16 protein-coding genes are annotated in these 20,160 nt (G+C 56.9%); 9 read left to right on the top strand and 7 right to left on the bottom strand.

Annotated features, from left to right (window positions below):
- Positions 1-3 precede the first annotated feature (3 nt).
- The gene (locus tag HWQ15_RS01495) at positions 4-360 is read right to left on the bottom strand and encodes an ArsC family reductase (RefSeq protein ID WP_045309148.1); all 357 of its coding nucleotides are present in this window, start codon (positions 358-360) and stop codon (positions 4-6) included.
- A gap of 387 nt (positions 361-747) precedes the next feature.
- Between HWQ15_RS01495 and ypfM the strand changes: the two genes are divergently transcribed.
- Complete coding sequence (ypfM, locus tag HWQ15_RS01490; protein WP_100181659.1) at positions 748-807, top strand: protein YpfM; 60 nt, start codon at positions 748-750, stop codon at positions 805-807.
- 110 nt (positions 808-917) lie between these two features.
- Here ypfM and acrD read toward each other — a convergent pair whose 3' ends face one another.
- Positions 918-4,031 (bottom strand): multidrug efflux RND transporter permease AcrD, encoded by a 3,114-nt coding sequence (gene acrD / locus HWQ15_RS01485; RefSeq protein WP_063215877.1) that lies wholly within the window; start codon positions 4,029-4,031, stop codon positions 918-920.
- 141 nt (positions 4,032-4,172) lie between these two features.
- A complete protein-coding gene (gene narQ / locus HWQ15_RS01480) occupies positions 4,173-5,867 on the bottom strand; it encodes a nitrate/nitrite two-component system sensor histidine kinase NarQ (protein WP_032623807.1) in 1,695 nt (564 codons plus the stop codon).
- A gap of 152 nt (positions 5,868-6,019) precedes the next feature.
- Here narQ and aegA point away from each other — a divergent pair, with 152 nt between their 5' ends.
- The 3 genes from aegA (at position 6,020) to HWQ15_RS01465 (ending at position 9,807) form a co-directional block, all read left to right on the top strand.
- The gene (aegA, locus tag HWQ15_RS01475) at positions 6,020-7,996 is read left to right on the top strand and encodes a formate-dependent uric acid utilization protein AegA (protein WP_074143517.1); all 1,977 of its coding nucleotides are present in this window, start codon (positions 6,020-6,022) and stop codon (positions 7,994-7,996) included.
- A 67-nt stretch (positions 7,997-8,063) separates the two neighbouring features.
- A complete protein-coding gene (nudK, locus tag HWQ15_RS01470) occupies positions 8,064-8,654 on the top strand; it encodes a GDP-mannose pyrophosphatase NudK (RefSeq protein ID WP_022648962.1) in 591 nt (196 codons plus the stop codon).
- Between the two features lie 109 nt (positions 8,655-8,763).
- Positions 8,764-9,807, top strand: a complete 1,044-nt coding sequence (locus HWQ15_RS01465) for a DUF1176 domain-containing protein (protein WP_022648961.1) — start codon at positions 8,764-8,766, stop codon at positions 9,805-9,807.
- Between the two features lie 80 nt (positions 9,808-9,887).
- Here HWQ15_RS01465 and tkt read toward each other — a convergent pair whose 3' ends face one another.
- Together tkt and tal are read right to left on the bottom strand one after the other, a co-directional pair.
- The gene (tkt, locus tag HWQ15_RS01460) at positions 9,888-11,876 is read right to left on the bottom strand and encodes a transketolase (RefSeq protein WP_063215878.1); all 1,989 of its coding nucleotides are present in this window, start codon (positions 11,874-11,876) and stop codon (positions 9,888-9,890) included.
- A 19-nt stretch (positions 11,877-11,895) separates the two neighbouring features.
- Complete coding sequence (tal, locus tag HWQ15_RS01455; protein ID WP_022648959.1) at positions 11,896-12,846, bottom strand: transaldolase; 951 nt, start codon at positions 12,844-12,846, stop codon at positions 11,896-11,898.
- Positions 12,847-13,132: 286 nt separating this feature from the next.
- Here tal and maeB point away from each other — a divergent pair, with 286 nt between their 5' ends.
- Complete coding sequence (maeB, locus tag HWQ15_RS01450; protein WP_022648958.1) at positions 13,133-15,412, top strand: NADP-dependent oxaloacetate-decarboxylating malate dehydrogenase; 2,280 nt, start codon at positions 13,133-13,135, stop codon at positions 15,410-15,412.
- 114 nt (positions 15,413-15,526) lie between these two features.
- On the opposite strand, the gene hemF is transcribed toward maeB, so the two are convergent.
- A complete protein-coding gene (gene hemF, locus HWQ15_RS01445) occupies positions 15,527-16,426 on the bottom strand; it encodes an oxygen-dependent coproporphyrinogen oxidase (protein ID WP_048965751.1) in 900 nt (299 codons plus the stop codon).
- The gene (gene amiA, locus HWQ15_RS01440) at positions 16,426-17,301 is read right to left on the bottom strand and encodes an N-acetylmuramoyl-L-alanine amidase AmiA (RefSeq protein WP_023306670.1); all 876 of its coding nucleotides are present in this window, start codon (positions 17,299-17,301) and stop codon (positions 16,426-16,428) included. The genes hemF and amiA overlap by 1 nt, the downstream gene beginning before the upstream one ends.
- A gap of 212 nt (positions 17,302-17,513) precedes the next feature.
- On the opposite strand from amiA, the gene HWQ15_RS01435 reads away from it, so the two are divergent.
- The 4 genes from HWQ15_RS01435 to HWQ15_RS01420 all read left to right on the top strand — a co-directional run bounded on the left by HWQ15_RS01435 (position 17,514) and on the right by HWQ15_RS01420 (position 20,006).
- A complete protein-coding gene (locus HWQ15_RS01435) occupies positions 17,514-17,939 on the top strand; it encodes a GNAT family acetyltransferase (RefSeq protein ID WP_003861292.1) in 426 nt (141 codons plus the stop codon).
- Positions 17,926-18,375 carry a DUF2919 domain-containing protein gene (locus tag HWQ15_RS01430; protein WP_032623818.1) on the top strand — a complete coding sequence of 150 codons (450 nt, stop codon included), beginning with the start codon at positions 17,926-17,928 and terminating at the stop codon, positions 18,373-18,375. Before HWQ15_RS01435 ends, HWQ15_RS01430 begins: the two co-directional genes overlap by 14 nt.
- Positions 18,376-18,438: 63 nt before the next feature.
- A complete protein-coding gene (locus HWQ15_RS01425) occupies positions 18,439-19,014 on the top strand; it encodes an RpoE-regulated lipoprotein (RefSeq protein ID WP_063215879.1) in 576 nt (191 codons plus the stop codon).
- Between the two features lie 92 nt (positions 19,015-19,106).
- Entirely contained in the window at positions 19,107-20,006 is a 900-nt protein-coding gene (locus tag HWQ15_RS01420; RefSeq protein WP_022648953.1) for a Dyp-type peroxidase, read from the top strand.
- The last annotated feature ends 154 nt before the right edge of the window (positions 20,007-20,160 follow it).

Here is a 20,160-nt window from a genome sequence, read left to right as displayed (position 1 = left end):
AGACTACACCTCAACGAATAAATCTGAATAAAGGGTTTCACTGAAACCCAGCAGCATAGGCTGACCTGGCTTGCAGAGCAATGGGCGTTTGATGATTGCCGGCATTTCAAGCATCAGTTTGGCTGCGCTGTCGGCGTTGTTGATCGTGGCCCGGAGAGATTCATCCAGTTTTCGCCAGGTGGTCCCGCGGGTGTTCAGCAGCGCTTCCCAGCCCAGTTCGTTGATGGCGGAATGGAGAAACGCGGGGTCAAGCCCGTCGGCACGGTAATCATGGAAGCGATAGTCGATGTTGTGTGCTTCCAGCCAGCGGCGGGCTTTTTTAATCGTATCGCAATTCTTAATGCCGTACATCACAACCATAGTGAATCCTTTTGTTCTTGTGGGGGTTAAATGTTCAATATTTTCGTAGATATATCCTTAAGTGGAATATAACATATTCGGAATTTTTCGTGATTTACAATTCTCCATAATTCAACGAACAGCTGTACGCTGAATAGTGTTCCATCTTTTAAGCATAGTTGTCCACTCTGTATAAATTGCCAATAAACTCAGGGGGAAATTAAAAATGCTGTCATTTTTCTGACTATTTCAAAATATTGCTGTAGGTCACATAAAATTTACCCGGCAACGCTCATAGTGATCCTAAATCTACCAGCACAGCGGGGCTCAATCACAGCAATCGGTTAAAGTGGCTTCACAATGATGATACGTTTTCGTAGAATGCACATAATAATAAGAGAGGTTGTTATGATTGAACATGAACTGGGGAACTGGAAAGATTTTATCGAAGGCATGCTTCGTAAATGAATTTCCGGTAAGAAATGCAAGAGCACTTAATTAACTAAAATAACCATAGTGTGAAAGAATCACACAATAAAAAGGCGGCCTGTAAAGCCGCCTTTTTTTATTTCAACGGGTTATTCCGGCTTATCCTTCAGCGGGAAACGACGGCGTATCAGCACAAAGAACAGCGGTACGAAATAGATAGCCAGAATCGTCGCGGAAATCATTCCCCCCATAACGCCCGTTCCCACCGCGTGCTGGCTGCTGGAGCCTGCGCCGGAGCTGGTGGCCATCGGCAGGACGCCAAATACAAACGCCAGAGAAGTCATCAGGATCGGGCGCAGGCGCTGACGACAGGCGTGCAGCGTGGCGGCCATCAGTTCGTGACCTTTGGCATTCATCTCATTGGCAAATTCGACGATCAGAATGGCGTTTTTCGCCGACAATCCGATTACGGTGAGGAGTCCGACCTGGAAATAGACATCGTTTTCCAGGCCACGCATCCAGGTTGCCAGCAGCGCGCCGATGACCCCGAGAGGCACCACCAGCATTACCGAGAACGGCACTGACCAGCTTTCATACAGCGCCGCCAGGCAGAGGAACACCACCAGCAGCGAAAGGGCATACAGGGCAGGCGCCTGCGCGCCGGAAAGCCGTTCCTGGTAGGACATCGCCGTCCACTCCAGGCCAAAGCCGGTCGGTAACTGCTGAACCAGTTTTTCCATAATGTCCATTGCAGTACCGGTACTGACGCCAGGCGCGGCTTCACCGACAATCTCCAGCGCCGAATAGCCGTTGTAACGCTCCAGACGCGGCGAACCGGTCTCCCAGCGTGACGTCGCAAACGCCGAGAACGGCACCATGCCGCCGGTGTTATTGCGCACATACCAGCGGTTGATATCGTCCGGCAGCATGCGGTATTTGGCAGCAGACTGAACGTAGACCTTTTTCACGCGACCGCGATCCATAAAGTCATTCACGTAGCTTGAGCCCCATGCCGTTTGCAGGGTGTCGTTAATGTCGTCGATGGAGACGCCCAGCGCCTGCGCTTTACGCTGGTCGATATCCACCTGTAGCTGAGGGCTGTCATCCAGACCGTTATGACGAACGCGGGTAAGCTGCGGATCTTTCCCGGCCAGCTCGAGCAGTTTATCGCGAGCTGCCATCAACGCGTCATGCCCGGCACCCGCGTGATCCTGAAGCTCCATATCAAATCCGGCTGAGCTGCCCAGGCCACTGATAGCGGGCGGGCTGCTGGCGAAAACGCGCGCTTCCTTGATTTTGTTGAACGCTTTAGTTGCACGTTCAATGATGGCAAAGGAGGAGCCGCTATCGCTGTCGCGCTGGTCCCAGTCTTTCAGGCGCACAAACATACGCGCCACGTTCTGCCCGTTACCACCAGGGCCAGAGCCGACGGTGGAGAAGACGGAGACCACGTTATCCTTCTCCTGAGTATGGAAGTAGTTCTCAACCTTCTGCACCACTTTCAGGGTCTGCTGCTGGGTCGAGCCGCTCGGTAACTGTACGGAGGTGATAAACATGCCGCGATCTTCCAGCGGCAGGAACGAGGTTGGCAGCCGCAGGAATAAGAAGACCATGCCGCCGAGCAGCAGGACATAAACCACCATCCAGCGCACGCTGCGGTGCAGTACTTTACCCACGCCCGCTTCATAGCGCGCCGCATTTCGGTTAAACATGCGGTTAAACCAGCCGAAGAAGCCTTTTTGACCGTGGTGTTCGCCCTTATGCAGCGGTTTGAGCAGCGTCGAGCACAGAGCAGGGGTAAGGATCATCGCCACCAGTACGGAGAGCACCATCGCAGAGACGATGGTGATCGAGAACTGGCGATAAATCGCGCCCGTAGTGCCGCCAAAAAACGCCATCGGGATAAATACCGCCGACAGCACCATGGCGATACCGACCAGCGCACCCTGAATTTGTCCCATCGATTTGCGCGTGGCCTCGCGGGGCGAAAGCCCTTCCTCGCTCATGATGCGCTCGACGTTTTCCACCACCACGATGGCATCATCCACCAGCAGGCCGATGGCCAGCACCATGGCAAACATGGTCAGGGTGTTGATGCTGTAACCGAAGGCATACAGCACCGCAAAGGTTCCCAGCAACACCACCGGCACCGCAATGGTGGGGATCAGCGTGGCGCGGAAGTTTTGCAGGAACAGGTACATCACGAGGAACACCAGCGCGATAGCTTCGAGCAGGGTTTTCACCACATCTTCGATGGAGGCTTTTACGAATGAGGTGGTTTCGTAGGCGACTTTGTACTCCAGTCCGTGCGGGAAGTAATGCGACAGCTCATCCAGACGCTCTAACACCCGCTGCGCGGTCGCCATTTCGTTAGCGCCGGAGGCCAGTTTCACCCCCAGGCCGGACGCGGCATTGCCGTTAAAGCGGCTCAGGTAGTCATATTTTTCCGCCCCCATTTCCACGGTGGCGACATCCCCCAGACGCACTTCCGAACCGTCCTGATTCACGCGCAGAGTGATATTGCGGAACTGTTCAGGCGTCTGGAGCAGCGACTGGGAGTTGATGGTGGCGTTAAGCGCCTGGTTATCCACGGACGGCGTACCACCGAGCTGCCCCACGGCAATCTGAGCGTTCTGCGATTCGATGGCGTCGGTGACATCTTTGGCGGTCATCTGCACGCTGTTCAGCTTGTTGGGATCCAGCCAGATACGCATGGAATACTGCGAGCCGTAGGCGTCGATATCACCCACGCCGTTGATACGGCTGAGCGGGTCCTGAATATTACTGGCGACGTAGTCCGCGATGTCCTGCTTATCCATCGAGCCATCGGTTGAAACAAACGCGATGGTCAAAATATTGGTGTCACCGGTCTTACGCACGGTCACCCCCTGGTTCTGCACCGCCTGAGGCAGTTTACGCAGGGCCGATTGCAGCTGGTTTTGCACCTGCTGCACCGCTTCGTCCGGATCCGTGCCTGCCGTAAAGCTCAGGGTTACCGTCGCCTGGCCCGTGGCGCTGCTCTGCGAGGACATGTACATCAGGTTATCAAGACCCGTCATGTTCTGCTCGATAACCTGCGTGACGGTATTTTCCAGCGTCTGTGCCGAGGCGCCAGGGTAGTTCGCCGTGATACGCACGTTAGGGGGGGCGAGGTCGGGGTATTGCTCAACAGGAAGGGAAGTAATCGCCAGGACACCCGTCAGACACAACAGGATTGCTAGCATCCAGGCAAAAATGGGGCGATCGATGAAAAAATTCGCCATTAAAATGTGACCTCGTTTTGCTGCACGTCATTATTGTTTATTGCCCGCCTAACTTTAGCGGTAAGGCCCAGGTCAAACGTGGAGAAATAAAGGAGATAATGTAAATTATCATGCGCTTTTTTCAGCGCGCCTTCTTTCCCGCTATTTTTCAGCCTGCGCCGCAGGTGTCCGGAACGTCACGCTGACCTGTGTACCGCCCTGTGGCGGCTGAGAAAAGTGTAATGTTCCGCCTAGCCGTCCCGCGCGTTCGCGCATGATATTCAGCCCGTAATGCCCCGGCGGTTCACTGGCGTCGCCGATACCAATACCGTTGTCGCGGATCGTGACCGTGTGAGTACCGTCCGCGGTGGTGACGCAACTGACCACAATCTCGCTGGCGTCGGCATGTTTAATCGCATTCAGCACTGCCTCACGCACAATCTGTAAGAGGTGCACCTGTTTTTGCGCGTCCAGCGCAAGCGATGAGAGACGGCAGTCAAGCACCAGCTTCGCGCTGGTCTGGCTTTGCAAACCGTCGAGAGACTCCTGTAGCGCGGCAGGAAGATTGGCGTGGTTGAGCGTCAGGCGGAAGGTGGTGAGCAGCTCGCGTAGCTGATGCCAGGCGTTATTCAGCTCGCGGGAGAAGTCCGTAATGATGGTCTGCGCCGGGGCATTGTCGCCCGGCACGGCATGCTTCAGCAGCGTAAGCTGAATACGCAAATAGGAGAGCACCTGCGCCAGCGAATCATGCAACTCGCGCGCGATGGTGGCGCGCTCTTCCATCAGCAGCAACTGCTGATAATGTTTCTGCGCCTGATTGAAATAGAGCCCCCGGCCCAGCATCGTCGCCACGCTTTCCATGAGCGGCAGCGGAACATCCCCGGTCGCGCTTTGCCAGCGCAGTTCGCCGTACAGGGTGTCCTGCATTAATACCGGTAAATTGTGCATTTTCTCACCCGGGGACTCCTGTCCTTCGTAAAGCTGCCAGTCGTCACTGGTGCGCAATTGCAGGTAATTCATCTGCGTATAGTCATGCACAATTTGCAAAATATGCCGGAAGCAGTGGCTGTCTATCTGCCCGGTATTCAACGCCTGTGAGCATTTGAACAGCATTTCAAGCTGCTGATGCGCTTCATTCAGGTGGCGGGTTTTTTCGGCAACGGAGTGCTCCAGGGAACGGTACAGGGTGTGTAATTCCGCCGACATATGGTTGAAGGCGCGGGAAAGCTGGCCCAGCTCGTTGGGAAGCATAATATCCGGCGCGGGGGTATCGAACTGCCCCTGTTCGATACGCTCGCTCGCTGCCACCAGATTATTCAGCGGCAGCACAACCTGACGGCGGATGCGCCGCAGGGTCATCACCGCCAGCAGCAGGATGCCCAGGCCGCCCGTCAGCGACATGAAAATCACCAGCTGAATCTTATGTTCGGTGTAGTGCTGTAGCGCCAGCACAAAGGCATCTATCCGGCCCACGAAATCCTCTATGTGGCTCTGATACCACCCGGTATCGCCGCTGGCGATACGCGTGTCCATCTCCTGCCAGCCAAGCTGCAACTGCTGGTAACGCTGTTTGACGTCCTCTGGCACATACCAGCGGTTGAGCTTCTGCAACGCAGGCGCGCTCAGCGTTTTCTGCCAGACCGCGCGGTGCTCTGCCAGTGACGGGCTGGCGCGCTGCATTTCGTAGCCCAGGCGGTAGCTCTGCATGCGCAGCGATCCGGCGATGTTAATCGCCTCGGCGTCGCGCTGGCTGCTGGCGAGTGTAACCAGCGCAATGGCGCTGATCAGAACGGACAAGACAATCATCGAAAAGAAAGCCCGAGCCAGGCTTCCCGATACGGGGCGTTTAACGGTCACTCATCAGCTTCCTGAATTAAATTGATCTGCCACAGGTTCACTGGAAATAGTTCGCCTTCCTGGGCATTTGAACATTGCGTCGCCATGCCACTGTGGGTAAATACGATAACAATATAAAGAATAAGGTTATTGAACCAAAAACAGGTGTTGTTATGAATCGTTTTATTATGGCCAACGCTCAACAGTGTATCGGTTGTCGCGCCTGCGAAGTTGCCTGTGTGATGGCGCACAACGGGGAGCAGCACGCGCTGAGCGAGCGCCATTTTCATCCCCGCATTACGGTCCTTACCTCTGGCTTGCGAAAAAGCCCAGTGACCTGCCACCACTGTGAAAATGCGCCCTGCGCGCAAAGCTGCCCGAACGGAGCCATCACGCAACACAGCGACAGCGTACAGGTCAATCAACAAAAATGCATTGGCTGTAAAGCCTGCGTGGTGGCCTGCCCGTTTGGCACGATGGACATGCTGATCACCCCGCTTGAAAACGACAGCGTAAAGGCCTCGGCGCACAAATGCGACCTCTGCCTGGAAAGGCCGCAAGGCCCGGCCTGCGTTGAAAACTGCCCGGCGGAGGTGCTTACGCTCGCCACCCCAGCCGTGCTGGATAAGCTGGTTAAACAGCGCCGACAGCGCAGCGCAAGGCTGGACGCGCTGCCGTGGCACAGCGAGGCGGTTCAGTCAGCCCCTCCGCAAACCAAACGGCAACAGATGCAAAACACCCCGGCGCGCGGTGAGCCGGATAAGCTCAGCCCCGACGCGCGCGCCGGCCATTTTAACGAGATCTACTTGCCGTTTCGCCCGGAACAGGCGCAGCGCGAAGCATCCCGGTGCCTGAAATGTGGCGACCACAGCATTTGCGAGTGGACCTGCCCGCTGCATAACCATATTCCGCAGTGGATTGAGCGGATCAGGGCGGGGGATATCATCGGTGCGGCTGAGCTTTCTCACCAGACTAACTGTTTACCGGAAATTACCGGCCGCGTCTGTCCACAGGATCGATTATGTGAAGGCGCCTGCACCCTGCGGGATGCGTCAGGGGCGGTAACCATCGGTAATATCGAACGATATATCTCGGATCGGGCGCTGGCGATGGGCTGGACGCCGGACGTCAGCCACGTTACACCGGTCGGTAAGCGCGTCGCCATCATTGGTGCCGGTCCGGCAGGGCTGGCCTGTGCCGACGTACTGGTGCGCAGCGGCATCGGTGTGACGGTCTACGATCGCCATCCGGAAATCGGCGGATTGCTGACCTTTGGTATTCCGGCCTTCAAGCTGGATAAATCCCTGTTAGCGCGGCGCAGAGAGATATTCAGTGCGATGGGCATCCGCTTCGAGCTGAACTGCGAGGTGGGAAAAGACGTGTCGATGGCCCAACTGCAAAACGACTACGATGCCCTGTTCATCGGCGTAGGGACCTATCGTTCCATGAAAGCAGGTATCCCTCATGAAGACGCGCCGGGCGTGTACGACGCGCTGCCGTTTTTAGTGGCAAATACGCGGAACGTGATGGGCCTTGACCCTGCCGCAGACGAGCCGTTTATTGACACGCAGGGGTTAAACGTGGTGGTGCTCGGCGGGGGCGATACGGCGATGGACTGCGTGCGCACCGCGCTGCGACATGGCGCGGCGAAAGTAACCTGCGCCTATCGGCGGGACGAGGCCAACATGCCGGGCTCAAAGAAAGAGGTTAAAAACGCGAAAGAAGAGGGCGCGGCGTTTGAATTTAATGTCCAGCCGGTTGAGCTCACGCTGGATACCGACGGGAAGGTCAAGGGTATCCGGATGCTGCGCACCCGTCTGGGCGAGCCGGATGCGCAGGGGCGGCGTCGTCCTGTCCCGGTGGCGGGCAGTGAGTTTGTCATGCCAGCGGATGCGGTGATCATGGCGTTTGGGTTTAATCCGCACGCCATGCCGTGGCTTCAGGCGCAAGGCGTCGACACCGACGACTGGGGGCGCATCAGGGCCTCCGTGGAGAGCCGTTATCGTTACCAGACCTCGAATCCGCAGATTTTTGCTGGCGGTGATGCGGTACGTGGTGCGGATCTGGTGGTCACCGCGATGGCGGAAGGGCGCCATGCCGCGCAGGGGATCATGGACTGGCTTGGCGTGCCGCCGCGCAATATGCATTAACGCAGACGGGCGACAAAGCGGGCATCACGGCGTAGTATAAACAGACTCATTTTGCCGTGGAGCCCGTATGTCCCTGAACATTACCGTTATTAAAGACAAAATCCTTTCTGAAAATTACTTTGTCCTGCGTAACATCACTTACGATCTCACCCGTAAGAGCGGGGACGTCATTCGCCATAAACGCGAAGTCTACGACCGGGGCAATGGTGCAACCATTCTGCTGTATAACCGTGAAAAGCAAAGCGTGGTGCTGATCCGCCAGTTTCGCATCGCGACATGGGTCAATGGCAACGCGGACGGACGTCTGATTGAAACCTGTGCAGGTCTGCTGGACGACGATGAGCCGGAAGTGTGTATCCGCAAAGAAGCCATTGAAGAGACGGGCTTTGAGGTGGGGGCGGTGCAGAAAGTCTTTGAGCTGTTTATGTCCCCTGGCGGGGTTACCGAGCTGGTTCACTTCTTCATTGCGGAGTACACCGATGCCCAGCGCACGCACCGGGGCGGTGGCGTGGACGATGAAGACATTGAAGTGCTGGAAATGCCTTTCGCTCAGGCTGTCGACATGGTGAAAAGCGGCGAGATCCGCGACGGTAAAGCGGTGATCCTGTTGCAGTATCTGCAAACCAGCGGTTTGATGAATGCTGCGTCGGTAGCGTGATAAGTTGTATTTCAGATAAATCTATCCGATAAATCCGATTGAGCCAGCCCGCCCAGGGCACGAAGATACGCCCCAGATTGACCTATTCGTTTCCGGGGCTGTGCCGTTCATGCGCTACTGCGTTTTTCTTCTCTTCTTCATTTGCGTGCTTCCCGCACCTTTGGTGTGGGCTGCGCCTGCGCAGCAGTCTTTTTCAGACTGGCAGGTGACCTGCAATAACCAGAATTTCTGCGTAGCGCGCAACACCGGCGAGCATCGCGGTCTGGTCATGACGCTGAGCCGCAGTGCGGGGGCAAAAACAGACGCCAGCCTGCGCATCGATCTCGGCGGTCTTTCGACGCCTCCGGTGAAAGAGCCTGACATTGCCCCGCGCCTGCTGCTCGACAATGTGCCGCTTCAGCTCACGTCGCAACACTGGCAGTTAACCCCCTGGCATCTTAAAACAGACGATACGGGCACCATCACCACGTTTCTGAAAACCATTCAGGAGGGGCAGGCGCTGACCCTGCGCGAGGGGAAGCAGACGATCTCTCTGGCCGGTCTGAAAGCGGCGCTGCTGTTTATTGATGCCCAGCAAAAACGCGTCGGAAGTGAAACGGCATGGATTAAAAAAGGGGATAGTCCACCGCTGAGCGTGCCGCCTGCGCCGGCATTAAAAAAGGTGGCAGTGGTGAACCCCACGCCAACGCCGCTGACGCATAACGAACTTAACGATCTGCTGGATTACGGTACCTGGCGCATGAACCACAGCCAGTGCTCCCTCGATCCGAACCGGCGTGAAGTGCGCGTGACCGCGTTGACCGATGACAAAGCGCTGATGATCATCAGCTGTGAGGCGGGGGCGTACAACACCGTCGATCTGGCGTGGCTGGTGTCGCGTAAAAAACCGTTTGCTGCCAGAAGCGTGAGATTGCGCCTGCCGTTTACCCCTTCCAGCCAGAGTAGCGACATGGAGCTGATGAATGCCAGCTTCGATGAAAAAACGCGCGAGCTGACCACGCTGGCACTGGGACGCGGGATTGGCGACTGTGGGATCCAGACCCGCTGGCGTTTTAACGGCCAGCGCTTCCGCCTGGTGCGCTACGCGGAAGAGCCAAGCTGCGATAACTGGAATGGGCCAGATGCCTGGCCCACGCTGTGGATCACAAGGTAGGGCGCTGTCGCTTACCGGGCCTACGTTTTACGATTTGTAGGCCCGGTAAGGCTTAGCCGCCACCGGGCACGAAGACTGCACTACAGCACGCTCAGCGCCTTCTCCACCACGTTCTCAACGGTAAAGCCGAAGTACGGGAACAGCTTATCGGCCGGGGCGGATTCACCGTAACCCTTCATGCCGACAATCGCCCCTTTCAGACCCACATATTTGTACCAGTAGTCGGCAATGCCAGCTTCAACCGCCACGCGCGCCGCGACGTTTGAAGGCAGCACCGATTCGCGGTACGCCTCATCCTGGGCATCAAAGATATCCGTTGAAGGCAGGGAAACCACGCGCACTGCGTGACCCTCGGCGGTCAGTTTCTCGGCCGCTTTTACCGTGATTTCCACCTCTGAACCGGTGGCAATCAGGATCACGTCCGGTTTACCGCCGCTGTCTTTCAGGATGTACCCGCCGCGGGCGATATTTTTCACCTGCTCCGGCGTGCGCTCAATCTGCGCCAGGTTCTGGCGCGACAGGATCAGCGCTGTGGGTCCGTTATGGCGCTCTACGGCCAGCTTCCAGCCAACAGCCGCTTCAACCTGATCGCACGGACGCCAGGTACTGAAGTTTGGCGTCAGGCGCAGGCTCGCCAGCTGCTCTACCGCCTGGTGCGTCGGCCCATCTTCACCCAGTCCGATGGAGTCGTGGGTATACACCATGATTTGCCGCGCCTTCATCAGGGCCGCCATACGCGCCGCGTTACGGGCATATTCGACAAACATCAGGAAGGTGGCGGTGTACGGCACGAAGCCGCCATGGTGGGCGATACCGTTGGCAATGGCGGTCATCCCGAACTCGCGCACGCCGTAGTGGATATAGTTTCCGGCAATGTCTTCCTTCAGGGATTTAGAGCCAGACCAGATGGTGAGGTTACTTGGCGCCAGATCCGCCGAGCCGCCCAGCAGTTCGGGCAGGACAGGGCCAATCGCGTTCAGGGTGTTTTGTGACGCCTTACGGGTAGCAATTTTCGCCGGGTTAGATTGCAGGTTTTCAATCAGCGCCTGAGTTTTCTCTTCCCAGTCTTCCGGCAGGCCACCGCTCATGCGGCGGTTAAATTCGGCCGCCAGCTCCGGATACGCTTTTTTGTAGGCAGCAAACTTCTCGTTCCAGGCCTGCTGCGCTTTTTCACCTGTTTCGCGAGCATCCCAGGCCCTGTAGATCTCTTTTGGGATCTCAAAGGCCGGGTGTTTCCAGCCCAGTTTCTGGCGGGTCAGCGCCACTTCCTCTTCACCCAGCGCCGCGCCGTGCGCCTCTTCTTTACCCGCTTTGTTCGGCGAGCCGAAGCCGATGGTGGTGCGGCAGACGATCAGGGACGGTTTGTCCTTTACGCTCTGCGCTTCCTGAATCGCTTTTTTCACCGCCTCAGGATCGTGACCGTCGATCTCGTGAACCACGTGCCAGTGATAGGCTTCAAAGCGTTTCGCCGTGTCGTCGGTAAACCAGCCCTCGGTTTCCCCGTCAATGGAGATACCGTTGTGATCGTAGAAGCCAATCAGCTTGCCCAGCCCCAGGGTGCCCGCCAGCGAGCAGACCTCGTGGGAGATCCCCTCCATCAGGCAGCCATCACCCATAAAGGCATAGGTGTAGTGATCGACAATCTCGTGGTCGGGCTGGTTGAACTGCGCGGCCAGCGTACGCTCTGCAATCGCCAGGCCGACAGCATTCGCCAGCCCCTGGCCCAGCGGGCCGGTAGTGGTTTCAACACCCGGCGTATAGCCGATCTCCGGGTGGCCCGGCGTTTTGGAGTGCAGCTGGCGGAAGTTTTTTAACTCCTCAAGCGGCAGATCGTAACCGGAGAGGTGCAGCAGGCTGTAGAGCAGCATCGAGGCATGACCGTTGGAGAGAATAAAACGGTCGCGATCGTACCAGGTCGGATCGGTCGGGTTGTGCTTCAGGAAGTCGTTCCACAGCACTTCGGCAATATCAGCCATACCCATGGGGGCGCCAGGGTGGCCGGAATTGGCTTTTTGTACGGCATCCATGCTGAGGGCGCGAATGGCGTTGGCGAGCTCTTTACGGGACATAGTTCACTCCGTGGCAAGGTTAAAGTTTGGCGGCGAGAAGATCTTCGAGTTTGCGCTGGTCGACGGCGAACTGGCGGATGCCATCTGCCAGTTTTTCCACGGCCATTGGATCCTGATTGTGCTCCCAGCGGAATTCCGCTTCGGTCATGGGTTTCGGTTTTGGCAGAACGGTAGAGGTCGGTACCAGCTTGCGGATCACCGTCTCTTCACTCTCCTGAAGCTTTTTCAGCAGGTCAGGAGAGATGGTCAGACGGTCACAGCCCGCGAGCGCCAGGATCTGCTCGGTGCGGCGGAAGCTGGCCCCCATCACGATGGTCTCGTAGCGATGCTGCTTGTAATAATCGTAGATATTACGCACCGATTTTACGCCAGGATCTTCTTCCACCACGTACGGATCCATTGGCTGTTTCGCCTGATACCAGTCGTAGATACGCCCAACAAACGGTGAAATCAGGAACACGCCCGCTTCGGCGCAGGCACGCGCCTGGGCGAAGGAGAACAGTAGCGTCAGGTTGCAGTGGATCCCCTCTTTCTCCAGCACTTCCGCCGCGCGGATGCCTTCCCAGGTAGACGCAAGCTTGATCAGAATGCGTGACTTATCGATCCCCTGCTCCTGGTAGAGTTCCACTATGCGGCGGGCCTTGTTAATGCTTTTTTCCTGGTCGAACGAGAGGCGGGCGTCCACTTCGGTAGAGACCCGCCCCGGTATGCTTTTAAGAATTTCCGCACCAATATTGACCGCCAGCTTGTCGCTGGCTTCGGCGACCTGCTGTTCCTGCGTTTTCCCGCGCTGTTTGCCGTAGGCAAGGGCGTCATCAATCAGATGACTAAAGTGCGCAAGACCGGCCGCCTTGAGCAGCAGAGAGGGATTGGTGGTCGCGTCTTCCGGCTGGTAGTGACGAATCGACTCGATGTCGCCGCTGTCTGCAACCACGGTGGTAAATTGTTTGATGCCGTCTAGCTGGTTCATAATTACTCCTTGGAAATAAAAGAGTTAGTCGAGTGCGTTAGTTCACACTTCTGAGAAAATCATGATGGACTTAACAAAAAAGCATAGCAGACGGGGGAGGCATTGCTTTCTGAGACGGGTAACATGGCTGTTATAAATTGATAACAATTTTTATTCTGCAATGGTGAGAGTTTGGCAGCCTTCAAAGTTTAGGAGCCTGCCTGCGGCGATACTATGCGGCACACCAGGGTGTGCATAGGAACGTCGACATCACCCTTTTTGACCGAAACGTGAAAGGAATAACAAGATGGATGATCAGTTAAAACAAAGCGCTCTCGATTTTCACGAGTTTCCTGTTCCGGGTAAAATCCAGGTATCCCCGACCAAACCGCTGGCGACCCAGCGCGATCTGGCGCTGGCCTACTCGCCGGGCGTGGCTGCTCCGTGCCTGGAAATCGAAAAAGATCCGCTGGCAGCGTACAAATACACCGCGCGCGGTAACCTGGTGGCCGTTATCTCTAACGGTACGGCGGTGCTGGGGTTAGGGAACATCGGTGCGCTGGCTGGTAAGCCGGTGATGGAAGGGAAGGGCGTTCTGTTTAAGAAATTTGCCGGTATCGACGTCTTCGATATCGAAGTGGACGAACTGGATCCGGATAAATTCATCAACGTGGTGGCGGCGCTGGAGCCGACCTTCGGCGGCATCAACCTGGAAGACATCAAAGCGCCGGAATGTTTCTATATCGAGCAGAAGCTGCGCGAGCGTATGAACATTCCCGTGTTCCATGACGACCAGCACGGCACGGCGATTATCAGTACCGCCGCCATTCTGAACGGCCTGCGCGTGGTGGAGAAAAATCTCTCCGACGTGCGCATGGTGGTCTCCGGCGCAGGCGCCGCGGCCATCGCCTGTATGAACCTACTGGTGGCGCTGGGCATGCAGAAGCACAATATTGTGGTCTGCGACTCCAAGGGCGTGATCTACAAAGACCGCGAGCCAAACATGGCGGAAACCAAGGCGGCCTATGCGGTGGAAGACGACGGCAAGCGCACGCTTGAAGACGTGATTGACGGTGCTGACATTTTCCTCGGCTGTTCAGGCCCGAAAGTGCTGACCCAGGAGATGGTGCAGAAGATGGCGCGCGCGCCAATGATCCTGGCTCTGGCGAACCCGGAGCCGGAAATTCTGCCGCCGCTGGCGAAGGCGGTGCGTGAAGACGCTATCATCTGCACCGGACGTTCGGACTACCCGAACCAGGTGAACAACGTGCTCTGCTTCCCGTTCATCTTCCGCGGGGCGCTGGACGTCGGCGCCACGGCGATCAACGAAGAGATGAAGCTGGCTGCCGTTCATGCTATCGCAGAGCTGGCGCACGCCGAGCAGAGCGAAGTGGTGGCCTCCGCCTACGGCGATCAGGATCTGAGCTTCGGCCCCGACTACATCATCCCTAAACCATTTGACCCGCGTCTGATCGTGAAGATCGCGCCAGCGGTGGCCAAAGCGGCGATGGACTCCGGCGTGGCGACGCGGCCGATTGAAGATTTCGATGCCTACGTCGATAAACTCACCGAGTTCGTTTACAAAACCAACCTGTTTATGAAGCCGATCTTCTCCCAGGCGCGCGCCGACGCGAAGCGCGTGGTGCTGGCGGAAGGGGAAGAGGCGCGCGTGCTGCATGCCACGCAGGAGCTGATCACCTTAGGGCTGGCGAAACCGATCCTGATTGGTCGTCCGAGCGTGATCGAGATGCGTATTCAGAAGCTCGGCCTGCAAATAAAGCCGGGCGTGGACTTTGAGATCGTTAACAACGAATCCGATCCGCGCTTCAAAGAGTACTGGAACGAATACTATTCGATCATGAAGCGTCGCGGGATCACCCAGGAGCAGGCGCAGCGGGCGGTGATCAGCAACACCACGGTGATCGGCGCGATCATGGTTCATCGCGGTGAGGCGGATGCGCTGATCTGCGGCACCATCGGCGAGTACCATGAGCATTTCAGCGTGGTACAGGAGATCTTCGGCTATCGCGAGGGCGTCCATACTGCCGGCGCAATGAACGCGCTGCTGCTGCCAAGCGGTAACACCTTTATCGCCGATACCTACGTCAACGACGATCCCTCCCCGGACGAACTGGCGGAAATCACCGTGATGGCGGCGGAAACCGTGCGCCGCTTTGGTATCGAGCCGAAAGTGGCGCTGCTGTCGCACTCAAACTTCGGGTCATCCAAATCCGCGGCGGCGTGCAAAATGCGCCAGACGCTGGACCTGGTGCGAGCGCGCGCGCCGGAGCTGATGATCGACGGCGAGATGCACGGCGACGCCGCGCTGGTGGAGAGTATTCGTAATGAACGTATGCCGGACAGTCCGCTGAAAGGCTCGGCGAACGTGCTGATTATGCCGAACGTGGAAGCGGCGCGTATTAGCTATAACCTGCTGCGCGTGTCGAGTTCTGAAGGGGTGACCGTCGGGCCGGTACTGATGGGGGTGTCAAAACCGGTACATGTGTTAACGCCGATTGCCTCCGTGCGTCGTATCGTCAACATGGTGGCGCTGGCGGTGGTTGAGGCGCAGACGCAGCCGCTGTAATTTATTGCCCTCGCCCCTCACCCTAACCCTCTCCCCATAGGGGAGAGGGGACTGCTCTGAGCCGTCTTTTCACCCTCGCCCCTTTGGGGAGAGGGTCGGGGTGAGGGGTAAGGGTTAAACCCAGTCCCGAACCTTAATAAACTCACTCAAGGCAGCCTCCGGGCTGCCTTCTTTTGGCGCGTAGCTGTATTCCCAGCGCACCAGCGGCGGCATCGACATCAGAATGGACTCCGTGCGCCCGCCGGTTTGCAGGCCAAACAGCGTCCCGCGATCCCACACCAGATTAAACTCCACATAGCGCCCGCGACGGTAGAGCTGGAACTCACGCTCGCGCACGCCGTAGTCGGTGTCTTTGCGGCGTTCGACAATCGGAAGATAGGCGTTGGTAAAGCCTTCACCCACCGCGCGCATAAAGCTGAACGCGGTATCAAAATCCGGGGTATTGAGATCGTCAAAGAACAGCCCGCCGATGCCGCGCTGCTCGTCGCGGTGCTTCAGATAAAAATAGTCATCGCACCACTTTTTGTATTTCGGGTAAACGTCTTCGCCAAACGGCAGACAGAGGTCGCGCGCGGTGGTGTGCCAGTGCACGGCGTCCTCTTCGAAGCCATAGTAAGGCGTTAAGTCGAAACCGCCGCCAAACCACCAGACCGGATCGGCTCCCGGTTTTTCCGCGATGAAAAAGCGCACGTTGGCGTGGCTGGTTGGCACAAACGGGTTATGCGGATGCACCACCAGCGAGACGCCCATCGCCTCGAAGCTGCGGCCCGCCAGTTCAGGCCGATGCGCCGTGGCGGACGCTGGCATTGCATCACCGTGGACGTGGGAGAAGTTGACCCCGGCCTGTTCAAAAATACCGCCGTTACGCAGCACGCGGCTGCGCCCGCCGCCGCCCGCTTCGCGCTGCCAGGTGTCTTCCTGGAATTCACCGCCGTCTGCGGCGGTCAGTTTCTGGCAAATCGCGTCCTGGAGCTGCATCAGGAAAGTTTTGACCAGCTGTGCATTCGGTTTCATCAACGTTTCCTGGAGTGCGCTTTTTGATTATCGAACCAGTTGAAATAACTGATGACCCCGGAGGCGATGGCGTTCGCGATCTTCTGACGAAACGCCTTAGTGCCGAGTAAACGCTCTTCTTCCGGGTTGGTAATGAACGAGGTTTCCACCAGCACGGACGGAATAGACGGTGACTTCAGCACCACAAACGCGGCCTGCTCGGTGCTTTTACTGTGCAGACGGTGCACGGGTTTAATCCGTTTGAGGATATGAGAGCCGAGCGTCAGGCTGTTTTTGATGGTATCGGTCTGCACGAGATCGAACAGAACCTGCTGTAACAGATGGTCTTTGTCGGTGGCTTTTTTCCCGGCCACTTCATCCGCCCGGTTTTCGCGATCGGAGAGGTATTTCGCCATGGCGCTACTGGCGCCACGGTTGGAGAGCGCAAATACCGAGGCGCCTGCGGCGGAAGGGTTTGTGAAGCCATCCGCGTGAATGGACATAAACAGATCTGCGCCGTGCTTGTGGGCAATCTCCACGCGATCGTACAGCGGGATAAACGTGTCGCCCGTGCGCGTCAGGCGGGCGTCAATACCGTTACTGCGTAAAATTGCGCGTACATTTTTTGCAATTGCCAGCACGACGTGTTTTTCTTTCGACCCGTTTCGGCCAATGGCGCCGGTGTCGATCCCGCCGTGGCCCGGATCGAGCATGACCAGACGCTTTGCGCCAGCTTTTTTGGTTTTCGGCTTGCTGTGTCCGTTACTGGTTTTAAGCGTGCTCTCTTCTTTTGCCTGAGCCTGCTTTGCGATACCCGATAACGTTAAGGCCGCCAGCCCCGCTTTGAGAACCTGACGACGCGATGTGAGTGCTTTTAATGGTTTGAATGTGCTCATGCGGCCTGAATTGTAAAAATTGGGGTCCTGGTGTTATATCGTATCGTGTTTCCCGTTACGACAGTCCTTATTGAGAATTGTTTTACTTTTCATTTCAATACGTGACAAAGTGACATTATGCCAAATTTTGGCGAGTTTTTCCCCGGTTATTGGCTAAACGCCCTGTTCACGCCATAATCACTGTTTTTAAACCCGAAAAGGCGGTTAATACCATGGAGATACGCGTTTTTCGCCAGGAAGATTTCGAAGAGGTGATCACCCTTTGGGAGCGCTGCGATCTGCTGCGTCCGTGGAACGATCCGGAAATGGACATCGAACGGAAGGTGAATCACGACGTCAGTCTGTTTCTGGTCGCTGAGGTCAACGGCGAAGTGGTCGGGACGGTGATGGGTGGGTACGACGGCCACCGCGGCTCGGCCTACTATCTGGGCGTGCACCCGGAATACCGCGCGCGCGGCATCGCCAACGCGCTGCTTAACCGTCTGGAAAAGAAACTGATCGCCCGTGGCTGCCCGAAAATCCAGATTATGGTCCGGGAAGATAACGACGTGGTGCTGGGCATGTATGAACGTCTGGGCTACGAGCACGCGGATGTACTGACGCTGGGTAAGCGCCTGATCGAAGATGAAGAGTACTGAGTTCCACCCTGGCGACTACGACGTTCACGGTCGTCTGCGTCTGCCTTTTTTGTTCTGGTGCGTTCTGCTGTTGCAGGCCCGCACCTGGGTGCTGTTCGTGATGGCTGGCGCGTCGCGCGGGCAGGGCGATACGTTACTGAATCTCTTTTATCCCGATCACGATGCGTTCTGGCTGGGGTTACTGCCGGGCGTACCGGCGGTCCTGGCGTTTCTGTGCAGCGGACGGCGGCAAGCCATTCCGCGCTTCTGGCGCGCGCTTCGCTGGCTGCTGATCCTGGCGCAGTTTGTGCTTCTGGTCTGGCAACCCTTGCTCTGGCTGTACGGCGAGCCGCTTTCGGGTATCGGGATTGCACTGGTGGTGGCGGATATTGTCGCGCTGCTGTGGCTGGTCACGAATCCCCGTTTACGCGCCTGTTTTACGCATGAGCCAGATTAAAACGGCACTTTTTGTCGATACTGCACTCCAACAAGCGTTGATTTACTACGTAAGGACGTCTCAATGAAATCGCTGCGTTTACTTTTATGCGCTCTCCCGCTGGCGTTTACCGGCTGTTCCACGCTCTCATCCATCAACTGGTCTGCGGCCTATCCGTGGAACTGGTTTGGATCCTCAATGGAAGTGACCGAGCAGGGCGTGGGCAAAATCACCGCCTCGACGGCGCTGGATCAGGATGCCATTCAGGATGCCATCGGCAGTGATTATCGCCTGCGCAGCGGCATGAAAACCGAGAACGGCAACATCGTGCGCTATTTCGAAGCGTTGAAAGATGACAAGGTGGCAATGGTCATCAACGGCGATAAAGGTACGGTCAACCGCATTGCGGTGATGGATGAAGAGATCCCGACCTCAGGTGGCGTGAAGGTGGGAACGCCGTTTGGCGAACTCTATCAGAAAGCGTTTGGCCACTGCGCCAGTGTGCCATCGGAGGAGAGCGTGGCGGTCGAGTGTAAGGCCGACGGCAGCCAGCACATTAGCTATGTGTTCAGCGGCACCTGGAACGGTCCGGAAGGGTTAATGCCGTCTGACGACAACCTGAAAAAGTGGAAAGTGAGCAAAATTATCTGGAAGCAGTAATTTGCGCCTGAGCAAGCCGCCTCGCTGAAATCCAGGTATAATAGCCGCCATCAATGCCACGCTGTCGTGGCATCTTTATTTCAGGAGGAGCGATGTCTCAGGTACAGAGTGGCATTTTGCCAGAACATTGCCGGGCGGCGATTTGGATTGAAGCCAACGTCAAAGGGGACGTGGATGCCCTGCGCGCGGCCAGCAAAGTTTTCGTTGATAAACTGGCTACCTTCCAGGCCAAATTCCCCGAAGCCCATCTGGGCGCGGTGGTTGCCTTTGGCAGCACCGTCTGGCGTCATCTGAGCGGCGGCGAAGGCGCAGAAGAGCTGAAAGACTTTATTCCTTATGGCAAAGGTCTTGCGCCCGCCACCCAGTATGACGTTCTGATCCATATCCTCTCCCTGCGTCACGACGTGAACTTTTCTGTCGCTCAGGCTGCGATTGAGGCCTTTGGTGACAGTATCGACGTGCAGGAAGAGATCCACGGTTTCCGCTGGGTGGAAGAGCGCGATTTGAGCGGCTTCGTCGACGGCACCGAAAACCCGGCCGGGGAAGAGACGCGTCGCGAGGTGGCTGTAATCAAGGATGGCGTGGACGCGGGCGGCAGCTATGTGTTCGTCCAGCGCTGGGAGCATAACCTCAGGCAGCTTAACCGTATGAGCGTGCATGACCAGGAGATGATGATTGGCCGTACCAAAGATGCCAATGAAGAGATTGACGGCGATGCGCGTCCGGTCACTTCCCACCTGTCCCGCGTTGACCTTAAAGAAGACGGTAAGGGGCTGAAGATTGTTCGCCAGAGCCTGCCGTACGGCACCGCGAGCGGTACGCACGGCCTGTACTTCTGCGCTTACTGCGCACGCCTCTACAACATCGAACAGCAGCTGCTGAGCATGTTTGGCGATACCGACGGTAAGCGTGACGCCATGCTGCGCTTCACCCGCCCGGTGACCGGCGGCTACTACTTTGCGCCGTCCGTTGAGCGCCTGCTGGCGTTGTAAATCGCTCTCTATTCGTAGGCCGGGTAAGCGTGAGCGCCACCCGGCAATTTCTCCTGCACCTCTTATTCCCTTTTCTGCTTCTAAATCACCAAACGGTATATAAAACCGTTACTCCTTTAGACTCCGTTATAAATATTATGACTATAAGATAGTC

It is taken from the genome of Enterobacter sp. DSM 30060 (assembly GCF_013375955.1).
Classification (GTDB): domain Bacteria; phylum Pseudomonadota; class Gammaproteobacteria; order Enterobacterales; family Enterobacteriaceae; genus Enterobacter; species Enterobacter intestinihominis.
Note: the sequence above shows the minus strand (reverse complement) of the source record. Positions and strands in the feature narration are given on the sequence as shown.